Below are 16,573 nucleotides of genomic sequence, written 5' to 3'. Positions count from 1 at the left end.
AGAGTGCCGAGCGTGGAATCAGAAGTCAGTCGAGTTCAACTCATTCATGATCCACGCGCGCTGCATGACGATCCGTTACTGGATGGTCTGCTGGCTTTGTGCACGCTGCATCAGAAGCCGGCCAGCGCCGCGATGTTGACCACCGGGTTGCCGTTACCCAAGCAGCGTCTGAGTGTGGAACTGCTGCCCCGCGCGGCAGCCCGCGCCGGCCTGCAAGGGCGGGTGCTGCAACGCAAACTTGAGCAGATTCCAACGATTGCCATGCCGGCGCTGCTGCTGCTCAAGGACGGTCGAAGTGCCGTCCTGCTCGGTTGGCAAGGTGAGGATCAGGCCCGCGTATTGCTCAGCGAAAGCGACGGCGGTGAAAGCGTGGTCAGTCGCGAACTTTTGGCCGACGACTACATCGGCAAAGTGTTCTTCGCCCAACCCCAACACAAATTCGACGTCAATCACGGCACGCTGATCCCGCGTGCGCGCTCGTGGTTCCGCGACACCCTCAAGCGTTCGCGCTGGCTGTACGCCGACGCCATTGCCGCCAGTTTCCTGATCAACATCATCGCCATGGCCGCGCCGCTGTTCGTGATGAACGTCTATGACCGAGTCGTGCCGAACCAGGCCGAATCAACGCTTTGGGTGTTGGCCATCGGCATCACGGGCGCCTACCTGTTCGACCTGATTCTCAAAAGCCTGCGCAGTTTGTGCCTGGACCTGGCCGGCAAGAAGACCGACCTGATCATCTCAGCCACATTGTTCGAGCGCATTGTCGGCATGGCCATGAAGTACCGCCCGGCGCGGGTCGGCAGCTTTGCCCAGAACATCCATGAGTTTCAGAGCCTGCGTGACTTCCTCGCCTCGCTGACCCTGACCAGCCTGATCGACCTGCCGTTTACGCTGCTGATCTTTATGGTCATCGCGATCCTCGGCGGTCACCTTGTGTGGATTCCGGTGCTGGCGTTCCCGATTGCGCTGCTGATCGGTTATGCCTTGCAGAAACCGTTGGTGGCGACCATGGAACGAACCATGGCCCTGGGCGCGGAGCGTCAGTCGAGCCTGATCGAAACCCTCGCCGGCCTCGATGCGGTGAAGGTCAACAACGCTGAAAGCGAACGCCAATACCAGTGGGAGCAGACCATCGGCACCCTCAGCCGCCTTGAATTGCGGGTGAAAATGCTCTCCGGTCTGGCGATGAACATCACCTTGCTGATCCAGCAATTGGCCGGGGTGATCATGATCGTTTTCGGCGTGTACCAGATCATCGACGGGCACCTGAGCATGGGCGGTTTGATCGCCTGCTACATGCTCAGTGGCCGCGCGCTCAGCCCGCTGGCTTCGTTGTCCGGCCTGCTGACCCGCTACCAGCAAGCGCGGGTAACCATGACCTCGGTCGACCAAATGATGGAGTTGCCGCAAGAGCGCAATTTCGATGAGCGTCCGTTGAGTCGAAAGGTGCTGCAAGGCGCCATCGAATGTCGGCAGATGAACTTCACCTACCCGAATCAACAGAACGCGGCGCTGAAGAACATCAACCTGATCATCAAGCCTGGCGAGAAGATTGGCATCATCGGTCGTAGCGGCTCGGGCAAAAGCTCGCTGGCCAAACTGCTGGTGGGCCTCTATCAGCCGGACGACGGCGCACTGTTGGTCGATGGCGTCGATATTCGTCAGATCGACGTCAGTGAATTGCGCTACAACATCGGCTACGTGGCGCAGGATATCCAGTTGCTGGCCGGCACGCTGCGCGACAACCTGGTGTCAGGTGCGCGTTACGTCGAAGACGAAATGGTCCTGCAAGCGGCCGAGCTGGCCGGTGTGCACGAGTTCGCCCGTCTGCACCCGCAAGGCTATGAGCTGCAAGTAGGTGAGCGCGGGCAGAACCTGTCCGGCGGTCAGCGCCAGAACGTCGCCCTGGCCCGGGCGTTGCTGCTCAACCCGCCGATCCTGCTGCTCGATGAACCGACCAGCGCCATGGATAACACCGGTGAAGAGCGTCTCAAACAACGCCTCGCCGCCGTCGTCGAAAGCAAAACTGTGGTGCTGGTCACGCACCGGGCGTCGCTGTTGTCGCTGGTAGATCGCTTGATCGTTATCGACCGTGGACAGATTCTCGCCGATGGCCCGAAAGCCGCCGTAATGGAAGCGTTGAAAAAGGGGCAGATCAGTGTTGCTTAAGTCCGGGGTCAAGAGTTCTATTCGCCGTTATTTCAAAGGCTCCGAGTCGCTGCATGGCCAGCCACTGCCCGAGGTCAATAAAGCGCTGATCGAAGACGCCCCGCGCGTGGTGCGTCTGACGATCTGGGCAATCATCGGTTTCTTCGTGTTCCTGATGCTCTGGGCCAACTACGCGGTCATCGACGAAGTCACCAAGGGCGACGGCAAGGCGATTCCGTCGTCGAAGATCCAGAAAATCCAAAACCTTGAGGGCGGGATCGTCTCCGAATTGTTCGTTACCGAAGGGCAGATCGTCGAAGCTGGCGCACCGTTGATTCGACTGGACGACACTCGTTTCGCCTCCAACGTTGGCGAAACCGAAGCTGATCGACTGTCGATGCTGCTGCGCGTGGAGCGACTGAGCGCCGAAGTTGATGATCGTCCGCTGAATTTCCCCGCCGATGTGCTCAAGGCTGTTCCTGGCCAGGCTGCCAGCGAGGAGTCGCTGTACATCAGCCGCCGCCAGCAACTGCACGATGAAATCGGTGGGTTGCAGGAGCAGTTGATCCAGCGTCAGCAAGAGCTGCGTGAATTTACTTCCAAACAGTCCCAGTACCGCAACGGACTGTCGTTGCAGCATCAGGAAATCGCCATGTCCGAGCCGCTGGTGGCCCAGGGCGCGGTGTCGCCGGTTGAAGTGCTGCGGCTCAAGCGCGCCGAGGTCGAAACCCGTGGCCAGCTGGACGCCACGACGCTGGCGATTCCTCGCGCCGAATCGGCGATCAAGGAAGTGCAGCGCAAGATCGACGAGACGCGCGGCAAGTTCCGCAGCGAGGCGCTGACGCAACTCAACGAAGCGCGCACGGACCTGAACAAAGCCAAAGCCACCGGCAAAGCGCTGGAAGATCGGGTCAGCCGGACGCTGGTCACCTCGCCGGTACGCGGCATCGTCAACAAGTTGCTGGTGAACACCATCGGTGGCGTGATCCAGCCGGGCAGTGACCTGGTGGAAATCGTGCCGCTGGACGACACCTTGCTGGTGGAGGCGAAGATTCGCCCGCAGGACATTGCATTCCTGCATCCGGGGCAAGAAGCGACGGTGAAATTCACGGCGTACGACTACACCATTTATGGTGGGCTCAAGGCCAAGCTGGAGCAGATTGGTGCCGACACCATCACCGATGAAGACAAGAAGACCACGTACTACATCATCAAACTGCGCACGGAGCGCAGCCACCTGGGGACGGATGAGAAACCGTTGCTGATCATTCCGGGGATGGTGGCTTCGGTGGATATCATCACGGGTAAGAAAACTATTCTCAGCTACCTGCTCAAACCGATTATCCGCGCGCGGGCAGAGGCGTTGCACGAGCGGTAATTTTCGGCCGGGGCTGACGGCTTCATCGCGAGCAAGTCGAATCGTTGCACCATTGCTCCCACATTGGATTTGTGTCGATCACATAACCCCTGGGAGCGAGCTTCCTCGCGATTGCGGCCTCACCGTTTTGCAACTTTCATTTCCTCATTCAGGTTGTTCATTGACTTGAATCAACCCCTGCAGAGGCGCAGTAGCGGCATAGTGATATCGGCGTAAGACCGATACTTCTACTAATAAAGAGACATGCCCGCTTGCTGACCCTCCAAGTCTTTACGCAGAGCCCTTCTGCGCGCGTCATCCCCTTCTTCGTCCCGTTGCGACTTCACCTTCCAGCCCGTCGCTAAGTTTTCACTTCGATTCACTCTATCGATTGCGAAGTCAGTCGGTCGATCTCGCCGAGCGTTTGATTTTTTGGGATGGAACCCAGCCCCTCATCTCCACCCCATCAGTAGATCGCCGCCATGCCGAACTGTACGGATCTTTCCCAAGTCTTTATCCAGACCCTGGAGCAAAGCGTAGATAGTGTCGTCGTCATCGACAGTCAAAACCGGATCATTCTGTTTAATGAAGCCTCGGAAAAGCTCTGGGGGTATGGCAGTGATGAGGTCCTGGGCCGAAATGTCGAATGTTTGGTCCCCAAGCCGATTCGCGCTCAGCACGATGGTTACATCGAAGCCAACCGCCGTACCGGCATCAACAAAATCGTCGGCACTAGTCGTGATGTGTTGATTGAATGCAAGGGCGGCGCTCGTCGATGGGGGTCAATGTCGATTTCCAAAATCGATGCTCAGGGGCAGATGCTCTACGCGGCGTTTATAAAAGACATCACTCGGCAGCATGAAGAGCAACACCGCTTGTATTTGTTGTCTCTCGTGGTTGATACCACCGAAAACGCGATCTTCATTACCGACGCGTCATGGGCGATCATCTACGTCAACGACGGCTTCACGCAAATGTTCGGCTACAGCGCACAAGACGTCGTCAACAGAACGCCAATCGAAGTATTGGCGCCTTACTTCAAACACTCGCGCATTGCCGCGATCCGACGCCAGCTCGCCAGGAACGATGCCTATCACGGCCAGGAATTTGGCTATGACCGGGGTGGCCAGCGTGTGTGGTGTAACGTCACCACCTACCCGGTGCACGACATTCATGGGCACCTGACCAATACGGTAAGCGTCTTGATCGATGTGACCCACACCCGTATGCATGAGGTGCTGCGTCACAAAATGCTGGAGGCGATGGTTCGCGAAGAGTCCCTTGAAACCTTGATGAATCTGGCGTGCCTGGAAGTGCAGCGAATCGCCCCGGAAGTGATTGCTACGGTCTTAAGGGTCGATGAAAAGGGACTGTTGCACACGTTGGCGGCGCCAGGTCTTCCGGTCGCTTATTCCAAGGCGCTGGATGGAACCGCCGTGCATCCTGAATCCGGATCTTGCGGGGCGGCGGCGTTTAGCGGCGAATCGGTCATGGTCAGTGACATTACCTCTCACCCGTTCTGGGAAGGATTCCGGGATCTGGTCATTGAACTCGGGCTGAAGGCATGTTGGTCCACGCCGATAAAATCCAGCGATGGACGTGTATTGGGGACATTCGCGTTCTATTACCGCGAATCGCGCGAGCCGAGTCCGCTTCACTCTCTGCTGGTCAATGCATGCATTCATTTGTGCGCCCTGGCGCTGGAGCGGGAAGAGTCGCGCGTACACATCCGCCAACTGGCGTTTTATGACGACCTGACAGGGCTGGCCAATCGCAATTTGCTCCATGCCCGCGCGGAGCAGGCCATTGCCCAGGCTTCCCGGCATCAGTCGAGCGTTGCAGTGGTGTTTATTGATCTGGACCGATTCAAGCAAGTCAACGACTCCCTCGGACACCCCGCCGGGGATGAATTCCTGCGCGTCATTGCTCATCGCTTGTCCGACCGCCGCCGTGAAAGCGATATCGTCAGTCGGCTATCGGGTGATGAATTTGTCCTGGTTCTGCCGCAGTGCACATCCGTGCAGGCGACTGATTTGATCGAACAGCTGAGAGCACGGCTGAGCGCTCCTTGCCAGATTTCGGGAGTGACGCTCAAGCCGTCGATGAGTTTCGGCGTCAGTATGTTTCCAGAGGACGGTCGCACCATGGAGCTGCTGTTACATCGTGCCGATATGGCCATGTATCAAGCCAAGACCAGTGTCCGCGGAAGCGTCTGTTTTTTCAGTGACGGGTTGGATCAGCTCGCGCAGGGGCGTTTGCGCCTGGAAGCGGCTTTACGCGAAGCCATTGATGATGAGGCCCTGCATTTGGTTTATCAGCCGCAGATTGTCCTTGGCGAATTTGAATTGTATGGAATAGAAGCGCTCGCGCGATGGACTCATCCTCAATTGGGCGAAGTCTCGCCCACTTGTTTCATTCCGTTGGCAGAAGAGTGCGGCTTGATCGGTGAGTTCGGCTTATGGGCGTTGCGTGAGGCCTGTCGCCAATTGGCTGCCTGGCGAAAGCAAGGGCTACGGGTTCCGACCGTGTCGGTAAACATGTCGCCGACCAATTTCCATAATCGCAATTTGTCGAAAGTCATCATCAGAACGCTTGAAGAGTATGGTTTGCAGGCATCAGACCTGACGCTGGAGATTACCGAAAGTGTGCTGATGGACACTAACCCCGACACATTGACGACGATCGAAGAAGTGCATGCGCTGGGAATAAGCCTGGCGATGGATGATTTCGGCACGGGATACTCGAGCCTTGGTTACTTGCGGCGTATGCCGATCCAGGAGCTCAAGCTTGATCGTAGCTTTGTGCATGACCTGGAGAGCGATGCAACCAGTCAGGCGTTGAGCGAAGCGGTCATTCGTATTGGCGAAAGCCTGCACTTAAGGGTGGTGGCCGAGGGTATCGAAACATTGGCGCAACAACGCATTCTGCAAAATCAAGGGTATCGGATCGCTCAAGGATTTCTGATCTCCAAGCCATTGGCCCCGGATGATTTGAGCCATTGGCTGGAAAAGCACTGCGCATTTGGCTGAGCCTGCGAAAAGCCATATCGTTATTCGCTAACGGTATTTAAATTTAAGTTCTTATATCTATAAAGTCACTTTCCTGCGTACCTGCCGACCAATCGGCGCGCCGCACGACACGAACCAACACGGGACCTCCGTTAGTTTCTTGATCGACGTGCGCGCCCATGAGCGTGCCGTGCGTGGGAGTGATTTTTATGTCAGCCGTCTCTGCGTCACCCGCAATCGCATCACAAACCTTCGACATCCGCCCATTTAGCGGCGCCGTCGGTGCCGAGATCATTGGCCTCGATCTGTCCCGACCGATCAACGATCAGGACTTCGCCCGAATCCATCGCGCGCACCTTGACCATCACGTCGTGGTGTTCCGCGACCAGCGCATTACTCCCGAGCAGCAGATCGCCTTCAGTCGCCGATTCGGCGTGTTGCAGATCCACGTGCTCAAGCAATTCCTGTTGGCCGGGCATCCGGAAATCCTCATCGTTTCCAACATCATCGAAAACGGCCAATCCATCGGCCTCGGTGACGCCGGCAAGTTCTGGCACTCCGACCTTTCCTATAAAGAACTGCCCAGCCTGGGCTCGATGCTGCACGCCCAGGAGCTGCCATCCGAAGGTGGCGACACGCTGTTTGCCGACATGCACAAAGCCTGGGACAACCTGCCCGAAGCGCTGAGCAAGGCTGTCGAAGGCCGCTCGGCCGCGCACTCGTACACGGCGCGCTACAGCGAGACCAAATTCGAAGGCAACTGGCGTCCGACACTGACGCCGGAGCAGCTGGCTCAGGTCGCCGAAGTCATCCATCCGATCGTCCGTACGCACCCGGAAAACAGTCGCAAGGCGTTGTTCGTCAGCGAGGGTTTCACCACCCGCATCGTCGGTTTGCCGGAAGACGAGAGCAAGCAACTGCTCGACGAGCTCTATGCCCACAGCGTGCTGCCGCAAAACATCTACCGCCACCAATGGCAGGCCCACGACCTGGTGTTCTGGGACAACCGCTCGCTGATCCACCTCGCCGCCGGATGCCCAAGCTACCTGCGTCGCAAGCTGTATCGCACCACCATCCAGGGCGACGCGCCTTACTGATTCTGTCGGAGATCAATCATGTCCAAACGTCTTCCATTCGCACCGCTGACAGCTGCCATCGGTTTGGGTTTCAGCCTGATCGCCGGCAGCCTGGTGGCGCCGACCGTGGCCCATGCTGAAGGTGAAATCCGCATTGCCGAGCAGTTCGGTATTGTCTATTTATTGCTCAACGTGGTGCGCGATCAGAACCTGATCGAGAAGTACGGCAAGCAGGAAGGCATCGACATCAAAGTCGACTGGACTCAGTTGTCCGGTGGCGCAGCGGTCAACGATGCGTTGCTCTCCGGTTCGATTGATATCGCCGGTGCCGGCGTCGGTCCGCTGCTGACGATCTGGGACCGCACCCACGGCAAGCAGAACGTCAAGGCCGTGGCTTCCCTGGGCAACTTCCCGTACTACTTGGTGAGCAACAACCCCAAAGTCAAAACCATCGCTGACTTTACCGAAAAGGACCGCATCGCGGTGCCTGCGGTGGGCGTTTCTGTGCAGTCGCGCTTCTTGCAATACGCGGCGGCCAAGCAGTGGGGCGACAAGGAATTCAATCGCCTCGACAAGTACACCATCGCGGTTCCGCACCCGGATGCCACCGCGGCACTGGTTGCCGGAGGCACCGAATTGTCCGGGCACTTTTCCAATCCGCCGTTCCAGGACCAGGAACTGGCCAATCCTAATGTGCACGTAGTCTTGAATTCCTATGACGTGCTTGGGCCGAACTCGCCAACCGTGTTGTTCGCCACCGAAAAATTCCGCGATGAGAACCCGAAAACGTATAAAGCCTTCGTCGAGGCGCTGACGGAAGCGGCCGAGTTCGCTCAGAACGACAAAGGCGCCGCAGCCGACACTTACATCCGTGTCACCAAGGCGAAAATCGACCGCGCCGACTTGTTGAAAATCATCGACAACCCGCAATTCGAATTCAGCGTTACGCCGAAAAATACTTACCCGTTGGCTGAATTCCTCTACCGCGTCGGCGCGATCAAAAACAAACCGGATTCGTGGAAGGATTACTTCTTCCAGGACGCCAAACCGCTGCAAGGGAGCTGATTGCCATGAACGCCCCTTTGCAAGGCCACACGGTCAGCAAACCGAACGACACCGCCCAGGCGCTGCTGTCGGTCGACAATGTCAGCCTCGAATATCGCACGCCACAACGAGTAGTTCGGGCGACGCATCAAGTCAGTTTTGAAATCGATCCGGCGGACCGTTTTGTGCTCCTGGGGCCGTCAGGTTGCGGCAAGTCGACGTTGCTCAAGGCGGTTGCCGGGTTCATCCGGCCCTGCGAAGGCGAAATCCGCCTTCAAGGGCAAAACGTCGATGCACCGGGGCCGGACCGGATCGTGGTATTCCAGGAGTTCGACCAACTGCCGCCATGGAAAACCGTCAAACAGAACGTGATGTTTCCGCTGCTCGCCTCGAAAACCCTCAAACGCAAAGAGGCCGAGGAGCGGGCGCTGCACTACCTGGACAAAGTCGGTCTGGCGCCGTTTGCCGATGTCTATCCGCACACCTTGTCCGGTGGCATGAAGGCGCGTGTGGCGATCGCCCGGGCGTTGGCAATGCAACCGAAGATCCTCTTGATGGACGAACCCTTCGCCGCCCTTGATGCACTCACTCGTCGCAAGATGCAGGAGGAGTTGCTGCTGCTTTGGGACGAAGTGCGCTTTACGCTGCTGTTCGTCACTCACTCCATCGAAGAAGCGCTGGTGGTGGGCAATCGCATCCTGTTGCTGTCGCCACATCCGGGGCGAGTAAGGGCAGAAGTCCACAGCCATCAATACGATCTGCACAGCCTTGGCGGCGTGGCGTTTCAGGAATCTGCGCGACGCATTCACCGGTTGTTGTTCGATGAAGGCCAGTCACCGGAAACCGCGCGTGAGCTGGATTTCGCCGACATCCGCATCGCTTATTGAGCCATTGAGAGGAGTGCCCGATGAGCCATTTATCATCCCCGCGTGAAGAATTCGAAACCGTTCTGCAGCCGCTCACGAGCGTGCCGCTGGAGCGTGAACTACCGCTCGGTCAGCGCCTGTGGCAGCAAGGCTGGATTCGGAAAGGCCTGATCCTGATTCTGCTCGCAGTGCTGTGGGAAGTGGTTGCCCGCGTGCAGAACAACGACCTGCTGCTGCCCAGTTTTTTGCAAACCGCCAGTGCACTGTATGACGGTTTACTCAGCGGTGAGTTGCTGGGCAAGGTCTGGATTTCCCTGGTGGTGCTGCTCAAGGGTTATCTGATCGGCATCGTGCTGGCATTTGCCCTGACCACTTTGGCGGTGTCGACGCAGTTTGGGCGCGACCTGCTGAGCACCTTGACCTCAATGTTCAATCCGCTGCCGGCCATCGCACTGTTGCCGTTGGCACTGCTGTGGTTCGGTCTGGGGCAGAACAGCCTGATTTTCGTACTGGTGCATTCGGTGCTTTGGGCGCTGGCGTTGAATACCTATGCCGGATTTCTCGGCGTCTCGGAAACCTTGCGCATGGCCGGGCGCAATTACGGTCTCAAGGGCATGCGTTTTGTGTTGTTCATTCTGATCCCGGCGGCACTGCCATCGATCCTCGCCGGGTTGAAAATCGGCTGGGCCTTCGCCTGGCGCACGCTGATCGCCGCCGAACTGGTGTTCGGCGCTACCAGCGGCAAGGGCGGTTTGGGCTGGTACATCTTCCAGAATCGCAATGAGCTGTACACCGACAAAGTTTTTGCCGGGTTGGCGGTGGTGATCTTGATCGGGTTGCTGGTGGAGAACCTGGTGTTTGATTCGCTGGAGCGGGTGACCGTCAAGCGCTGGGGGATGCAGCGCTGAGTTTTGCGTCATCTGAGCTGACCGCTTCGCGGGCAAGCCCGCTCCCACAGGTTTATGTGTTGAATACGAAGTCTGCATCCACTGGAGATCCCGGTGGGAGCGGGATTGCCCGCGAAGGGGCCAGACCTGCCACCACATAAGTCAGGAGAATGTTTGCTAGCATTGCGCCTGAATCAATCCCGATCAGGCACGAGTGCTTACGATGCAACTCCCGGACATGAATCTTCTGGTCGCCCTCGACGCTCTGCTCGACGAGGGCAGCGTGGTCGGTGCGGCGCGGCGAATGAACCTTAGTCCAGCAGCGATGAGCCGCACCCTGACGCGGATCCGTGAGGCCATTGGCGATCCGATTCTGGTGCGCGCCGGCCGTGGCCTGGTGCCGACGCCCAAGGCGTTGGCGTTGCGCGAGCAGGTGCGCGACGTCGTGGAACAGGCCGCGCTGCTGTTTCGTTCGGCCGATGCGGTGGACCTCGGCTCGCTGCGTCGGCGTTTCAGCATTCGGGCCAATGATTTTTTCGTCGGCGTCTACGGCGGCAAGCTGTTCGATACCCTCGACCGTCAGGCGCCGCACTGTGAGTTGCGCTTCGTCCCCGAGGGCGATGGCGACGATGAAGCGCTGCGCGAAGGCCGGATCGACTTGAACGTCAGCAATACCCGGCCGCTGACCCCGGAAGTGAAGGTACAAAACCTGTTCTCGACTCATTTCGTCGGCCTGGTTCGCGAGGACCATCCGCTGTTCGACGAAGAGATCACAGCCGAGCGTTTCGCCGGTTTTTCCCATATCAGCATGTCTCGTCGCGGGATTGCTCGCGGGCCGATCGATACGGCACTCAACGCGTTGGGGCTGAAGCGGCGGGTGGCGGTGATTGCGCCGAGTTTCCATGCGGCAATGTTTGCATTGCCGGATTCCGATTTGATCCTGCCGGTTCCACAGGAAGCCATATTGAGTGTGCGACGCCTGGGCTTGAAACTGCGCTCCTTCACCCTGCCTGTCCCTTTGCCAACCCTGATGCTGACCCAGGCCTGGCACCCACGCTACGACAATGATCCGGCCCATCGCTGGCTGCGTGAAACACTCAAGGCCTGTTGCGACGAGACGTGGCTGGCCGCACAGCCCATCTCAAGTTGATCTCCCTGAGGTAGGTATTGTTGCGTCTAGCGCATCTATAACCTGCCAATAAGTCAATTTTCGTCAGGTCTCACACTTCTTAAAATGCCCCGGTGTTCAAACCCCGGAGCTTGCAGCAATGACTTCCCTTACGGTCACGGCACCGCTCGCCGTGGCCAGTCCGGCTGCCGCCGCGCCGCCGGCCTTCGGCCCGCGAATCATCATCGGCCTGGTGGGCGTGTTGCTGGCGGTGCTGGTGTCGGGCCTCAACGAGATGGTGACCAAAGTCGCGCTGGCCGACATTCGTGGCGCGTTGGCCATCGGCTATGACGAAGGCACCTGGCTGGTCGCCAGCTACACAGCGACTTCGGTGGCTGCGATGGCCTTCGCGCCGTGGTGCGCGGTGACGTTCTCGTTGCGGCGCTTCACCCTCTGCGCCATCAGCGCCTTCACCCTGTTGGGCGTGTTGTGCCCGTTCGCGCCGAACTACGAAAGCCTGCTGCTCATGCGGACGTTGCAAGGCCTGGCCGGCGGCGCGCTACCGCCGATGCTGATGACCGTCGCGCTGCGATTCTTACCGGCCAACGTGAAGCTTTACGGTCTGGCGGGTTACGCACTGACGGCCACTTTCGGCCCAGGCCTCGGCACGCCGTTGGCGGGTTTGTGGACCGAGTATGTCGGCTGGCAATGGACCTTCTGGCAAGTCATCGCGCCGTGTCTGATTGCCATGGCGGCGGTTGCCTACGGCTTGCCGCAGGATCCGCTGCGTCTGGAGCGCTTCAAACAATTTAACTGGCGCGGATTGATGCTGGGTTTTCCGGCGATTTGCATGCTGGTGATCGGCATCCTGCAGGGCAATCGGCTGGACTGGTTCGAGTCGAACCTGATCTGCGCATTGCTCGGCGGTGGTCTGTTGCTGCTGGTGCTGTTCCTGATCAATGAATGGTCGCAGCCGATCCCGTTTTTCAAAATGCAAATGCTCGGCATCCGCAACCTGTCGTTCGCCTTGCTGACCCTGGCGGGCGTGCTGGTGGTGCTGTTGGCGGTGATCATCATTCCGTCCAGCTACCTGGCGCAGGTGCAGGGTTATCGCCCGGTTCAGACCGCGCCGATCATGCTGCTGGCGGCGTTGCCGCAGTTGATCGCGCTGCCGTTGGTGGCGGCGCTGTGCAACTTGCGCTGGGTCGATTGCCGCTGGGTACTGGGGATCGGTCTGAGCCTGTTGGCGCTGTCTTGCATCGGTGGTTCGCACCTGACGTCGGTGTGGATTCGCGACGATTTCTACGTGCTGCAATGGATGCAAATCTTCGGTCAGCCAATGGCGGTGTTGCCGCTGCTGATGCTTGCCACCGGCAGCATCACGCCAATGGAAGGCCCATACGCCTCGGCCTGGTTCAACACCGTGAAAGGCCTTTCGGCGGTGGTCGCCACCGGGGTGATCGAGGTGTTGACCACCACGCGCCTGCATTTCCATTCGACGATGCTGGTGGACAACCTCGGTAACTCGCCGTTGGCCGACGACAGTGCAGGCCTTGCCCATCGCCTGCGTGAGCAGGCCGTCGTGCTGACGGCATCCGATCTTTATCTGTGCATGGCGGGCATCGCCGCGACGCTGATCCTGCTGATTTTCTGGTTGCCGACGCGGATGTATCCACCGCGCGCACCGACATGATCGTTTCACTGAGACAGAAGGTTTTTATGACGACTCAAACAAAGCAAAAAATGGCGGTCGGCGTTGCCGCGGTGGTGGCGGTCGGCGTGCTGGTTTACCTGCTGGCGCCAGGCTTTTTTGGCAAACGCACACAACAGAGCACCAACGATGCCTTCGTCTCTGCGGACTTCACTCTTGTGGTGCCTCGCGTGGCGGGATTCATCAAGGAGGTGCTGGTGGAAGACAACCAGCAGGTCAAGGCTGGTCAGTTGCTGGCGCTGATCGATGATCGGGATCTGCGCGCCGCCGCCCAAGCTGCCGACGCCGAAACGCTGGTGGCCAAGGCGCAACTGCAAAACGCACGGGCCACCCTTGAGCGTCAGACGTCGGTGATTGCCCAGGCCCAGGCTTCGGTGGTGTCGGCCAAGGCTGAAATGGACTTTGCCGAGCATGAGTTGAATCGCTACAACCACCTGGCCGGCGTGGGTGCAGGCACGGTGCAGAACGCTCAACAAGCGCGCACGCGCATCGATCAGGCCACTGCGCGGCTGGCTAACGTGACAGCGGTGCTGGCGGCGGAGCGCAAGCAAGTAGAGATCCTCACCGCTCAACGCGACGCGGCCGAAGGTGGACTGAAGCGGGCGCAAGCGGCGCTGGAAATCGCCAGCTACGAGCTGTCTTACACGCGCATCGTTGCACCGCAAGACGGCATGGTCGGCGAGCGCGCAGTGCGGGTCGGCGCTTACGTGACGCCGGGCAGCAAAATTCTGGCGGTGGTGCCGCTGGCCCAGGCTTACGTGGTGGCCAATTTTCAGGAAACCCAACTGACTGACGTGAAGCCGGGTCAGGACGTGCAAGTGCGTGTCGACAGCCTCGGCAGCGAAGTCCTGAACGGTCACGTCGAGAGCATCGCCCCGGCCACCGGCGTGACGTTCGCTTCGGTGAAGCCGGACAACGCCACCGGCAACTTTACCAAGGTGGTTCAGCGGATTCCGGTGAAGATTTTGCTGGAGCCGGGCCAGGCATTGGCCAATCGATTGAGGGTGGGGATGTCGGTGGAGGCGAGGATTGATACGGCGAGCAATGCCTTGGGTGAGGTAGCTCAGCAATGAAGACCTTTGTTGAATGGACTGACGCCTTCGCGGGCAAGCCCGCTCCCACAGTTGACCGAATTTCAATGTGGGAGCGGGCTTGCCCGCGAAGAGGCCGGTGGCCTCAACTCACCTTTGGCGCCCTGTTGGTCATGAGCCTTTGCGCTTGCACGGTCGGCCCGGACTTCCACAAACCTCAAGCGCAACAAATCACCGAATGGTCGAAACCAGTAAAAGCCGCTGCCAGCCAAGCCGTCACCGAAACCATGGATGAGCGCTGGTGGGACGTCTTCAACGACCCGAAACTCTCCGCCCTGAGCCAACGAGCCCTGACCGACAACCTCGACCTGAAACTCGCCAGCAGCCGCCTGCAACAAAGCCGTGCCGTGCGCCAGGTGGTTACCGCCGAGCGTTACCCCAACAGCGCCGCCACGGGCAGTTACGGACGTAAACGCAACAGCGGCGAAGGCTTGATGGACCCGTCCGGTCACAACGGCGACTCGGCGTTCAATCTTTGGGACGCAGGTTTCTCCGCATCTTGGGAGCTGGATTTCTGGGGCCGTGTACGTCGCGAAACCGAAGCCGCCGATGCGACCCTCGAAGTCGCGGAAAATGATCGTCGCGGCGTGCTGCTGTCAGTGCTCGCCGAAACGGCTCAGGACTACATTCAATTGCGCGGCGTACAAAGCACTCGCGCCGTCACGGAGCAGAACCTCGACGTTGCCCGCCACAGCTTGAAACTGTCGCAACTGCGTCTGGCCGACGGCGTTGCCACCGACCTGGACGTCGCCGAAGCGGCGGCTCAAGTCGCCGCCATCGAATCGCGCTTGCCCGCACTTGAACAGCGTCAGTCACAACTGATCAACGCACTCAGCCTGTTGATGGGTGAACCACCGCAAGCGCTGCTCGCCGAGTTATCCACAGACGCCCCCGTGCCGCAAACCCCGCGTCAGGTCGCCATCGGCCTGCCGTCGCAATTGGCCGAACGCCGCCCGGACATCCGCCAGGCCGAAGCTCGCCTGCATGCCGCAACCGCGAGCATCGGTGTGGCCAAGGGCGATTTCTATCCACGGATCACTCTGTCCGGCAACCTCGGTTCGCAAGCCATGCAGCTCAGTGATTTCGGCTCCTGGGGCTCGCGCTCGTTCGGCATCGGTCCGCAATTGAGCCTGCCGTTGTTCGATGGCGGACGGTTGCGCGGCGTTCTGAACTTGCGCGAGGCACAGCAACAGGAGGCCGCTATCGCCTACCAGCAAACCGTACTACGCGCGTGGCATGAAATAGATGATCAACTGACGGCCTACAACGCCAGCCAATTGCGCCGCGACAGCCTCGCCGAAGCCGTGCGCCAAAACCAGATCGCCCTGCGCACCGCGCAACAGCAATATGTGGAAGGGGTGGTGGATTTCGTTAACGTGCTGACTGTTCAAGGCGCGTTGCTGGCGACTCAGGAACAGTTAGTGGAGAGCTCGACCGGGGTCTCACTGGCGATGGTGGGTTTGTATAAAGCGTTGGGTGGGGGATGGGAGTCGGTGTATCCGTTGGCCAGTGCCGTTACCAATAATCCGGTTTGATGGCCGGCGTTTTACGGGTAGGCACGCGATCCGGGAACTGGTGTGACTGCAGCTCTTCTGTGGAGATGGCCTTTCGCATCCAGTGCGAGTGTTCTTTCAAAGAGCCGGGCGGGGTTCGTTTGAAACCACTCCTGTATGGAAGAACGATACCTACGGTTATTTGGGGAAAATCTTCTCGGATAGCTTTCAGTGCGGGAGCCATGTCTGTATCCCCGGACACCAGCACAAGTTGCTGGATGCTTTCAGCAGCGGGAACCTTGTTTTGTCTAGCTGCTGTGCGGTACATGCTTATCGCGATATGGACGTCGGTTTCCTTTTCTTCGAGTTTCCAGATTGGGGTTGTGTCTTGACGCGAGGCTCTGATTTTCTTGCTGATGAAACGGGGGGCGCGTGCAGGTTCGAGTTGATGGCGACCATAGTGAACTGCAACGTTGTGAGCCTTTAGGGCGCGGACGTAACTATCTTGAGCCTCCTTGGAAACAATGCCGCGAGTAGCCAGGTCTGGTTTGACCGAGGACGTGAAATAGTCAATTGAGGCCGTAGAGCTTTGAGGATTTTCAATGTGAGCGATATAAGCCAACAACTGCGGCAGGTTTAGCCATTTATAAGGTGTGTCAGTCAGTAACCCGTAGAACACGTTATAGCCATCAACGAAGAATGCAGTGCGCACAAACCCAACCCTCAGATACGAAAAAACCGGCCGAAGCCGGTTTCTTCACCCCAACTGCCAGAGAACCTAATC

12 protein-coding genes are annotated in these 16,573 nt (G+C 58.9%); 11 read left to right on the top strand and 1 reads right to left on the bottom strand.

Annotation, left to right across the window (positions count from 1 at the left end):
- Nucleotides 1-12 precede the first annotated feature (12 nt).
- From BLQ41_RS04080 to BLQ41_RS04030, 11 genes are all read left to right on the top strand, one after another.
- The gene (locus tag BLQ41_RS04080; protein ID WP_090177223.1) at nt 13-2,169 is read left to right on the top strand and encodes a type I secretion system permease/ATPase; all 2,157 of its coding nucleotides are present in this window, start codon (nt 13-15) and stop codon (nt 2,167-2,169) included.
- The gene (locus BLQ41_RS04075) at nt 2,159-3,526 is read left to right on the top strand and encodes an HlyD family type I secretion periplasmic adaptor subunit (RefSeq protein WP_090177220.1); all 1,368 of its coding nucleotides are present in this window, start codon (nt 2,159-2,161) and stop codon (nt 3,524-3,526) included. Before BLQ41_RS04080 ends, BLQ41_RS04075 begins: the two co-directional genes overlap by 11 nt.
- Nucleotides 3,527-3,987: 461 nt before the next feature.
- Entirely contained in the window at nt 3,988-6,534 is a 2,547-nt protein-coding gene (locus BLQ41_RS04070; protein WP_090177218.1) for an EAL domain-containing protein, read from the top strand.
- 188 nt (nt 6,535-6,722) lie between these two features.
- Nucleotides 6,723-7,610, top strand: a complete 888-nt coding sequence (locus BLQ41_RS04065) for a TauD/TfdA dioxygenase family protein (protein ID WP_090177215.1) — start codon at nt 6,723-6,725, stop codon at nt 7,608-7,610.
- 18 nt (nt 7,611-7,628) lie between these two features.
- Complete coding sequence (locus BLQ41_RS04060; RefSeq protein ID WP_090177211.1) at nt 7,629-8,654, top strand: ABC transporter substrate-binding protein; 1,026 nt, start codon at nt 7,629-7,631, stop codon at nt 8,652-8,654.
- 5 nt (nt 8,655-8,659) lie between these two features.
- Entirely contained in the window at nt 8,660-9,520 is an 861-nt protein-coding gene (locus BLQ41_RS04055; RefSeq protein ID WP_090177208.1) for an ABC transporter ATP-binding protein, read from the top strand.
- 20 nt (nt 9,521-9,540) lie between these two features.
- Nucleotides 9,541-10,407, top strand: a complete 867-nt coding sequence (locus BLQ41_RS04050; RefSeq protein WP_090177206.1) for an ABC transporter permease — start codon at nt 9,541-9,543, stop codon at nt 10,405-10,407.
- A gap of 202 nt (nt 10,408-10,609) precedes the next feature.
- On the top strand, nt 10,610-11,536 hold the full coding sequence (locus tag BLQ41_RS04045) for a LysR family transcriptional regulator (protein ID WP_090177204.1): 927 nt from the start codon (nt 10,610-10,612) through the stop codon (nt 11,534-11,536).
- A 118-nt stretch (nt 11,537-11,654) separates the two neighbouring features.
- The gene (locus tag BLQ41_RS04040; RefSeq protein WP_090177201.1) at nt 11,655-13,187 is read left to right on the top strand and encodes an MFS transporter; all 1,533 of its coding nucleotides are present in this window, start codon (nt 11,655-11,657) and stop codon (nt 13,185-13,187) included.
- A 26-nt stretch (nt 13,188-13,213) separates the two neighbouring features.
- Nucleotides 13,214-14,278: an HlyD family secretion protein gene (locus BLQ41_RS04035; RefSeq protein WP_090177199.1), complete on the top strand. Its 1,065-nt coding sequence runs from the start codon at nt 13,214-13,216 to the stop codon at nt 14,276-14,278.
- Nucleotides 14,275-15,831: an efflux transporter outer membrane subunit gene (locus tag BLQ41_RS04030; protein WP_090177197.1), complete on the top strand. Its 1,557-nt coding sequence runs from the start codon at nt 14,275-14,277 to the stop codon at nt 15,829-15,831. Before BLQ41_RS04035 ends, BLQ41_RS04030 begins: the two co-directional genes overlap by 4 nt.
- Here BLQ41_RS04030 and BLQ41_RS04025 read toward each other — a convergent pair.
- Nucleotides 15,812-16,501 (bottom strand): NYN domain-containing protein, encoded by a 690-nt coding sequence (locus tag BLQ41_RS04025; protein WP_090177194.1) that lies wholly within the window; start codon nt 16,499-16,501, stop codon nt 15,812-15,814. The genes BLQ41_RS04030 and BLQ41_RS04025 overlap by 20 nt on opposite strands.
- Nucleotides 16,502-16,573: the final 72 nt, after the last annotated feature.

It is taken from the genome of Pseudomonas arsenicoxydans, from assembly GCF_900103875.1.
GTDB classification, from domain to species: domain Bacteria; phylum Pseudomonadota; class Gammaproteobacteria; order Pseudomonadales; family Pseudomonadaceae; genus Aquipseudomonas; species Aquipseudomonas arsenicoxydans.
This window is presented reverse-complemented; position numbering and strand designations above follow the sequence as displayed.

Coding starts and splice junctions, on each gene's coding strand:
- BLQ41_RS04070 (WP_090177218.1), top strand. CDS start 3,988: ATGCCGAACTGTACGGATCTTTCCCAAGTCTTTATCCAGACCCTGGAG.
- BLQ41_RS04065 (WP_090177215.1), top strand. CDS start 6,723: ATGTCAGCCGTCTCTGCGTCACCCGCAATCGCATCACAAACCTTCGAC.
- BLQ41_RS04060 (WP_090177211.1), top strand. CDS start 7,629: ATGTCCAAACGTCTTCCATTCGCACCGCTGACAGCTGCCATCGGTTTG.
- BLQ41_RS04055 (WP_090177208.1), top strand. CDS start 8,660: ATGAACGCCCCTTTGCAAGGCCACACGGTCAGCAAACCGAACGACACC.
- BLQ41_RS04050 (WP_090177206.1), top strand. CDS start 9,541: ATGAGCCATTTATCATCCCCGCGTGAAGAATTCGAAACCGTTCTGCAG.
- BLQ41_RS04045 (WP_090177204.1), top strand. CDS start 10,610: ATGCAACTCCCGGACATGAATCTTCTGGTCGCCCTCGACGCTCTGCTC.
- BLQ41_RS04040 (WP_090177201.1), top strand. CDS start 11,655: ATGACTTCCCTTACGGTCACGGCACCGCTCGCCGTGGCCAGTCCGGCT.
- BLQ41_RS04035 (WP_090177199.1), top strand. CDS start 13,214: ATGACGACTCAAACAAAGCAAAAAATGGCGGTCGGCGTTGCCGCGGTG.
- BLQ41_RS04030 (WP_090177197.1), top strand. CDS start 14,275: ATGAAGACCTTTGTTGAATGGACTGACGCCTTCGCGGGCAAGCCCGCT.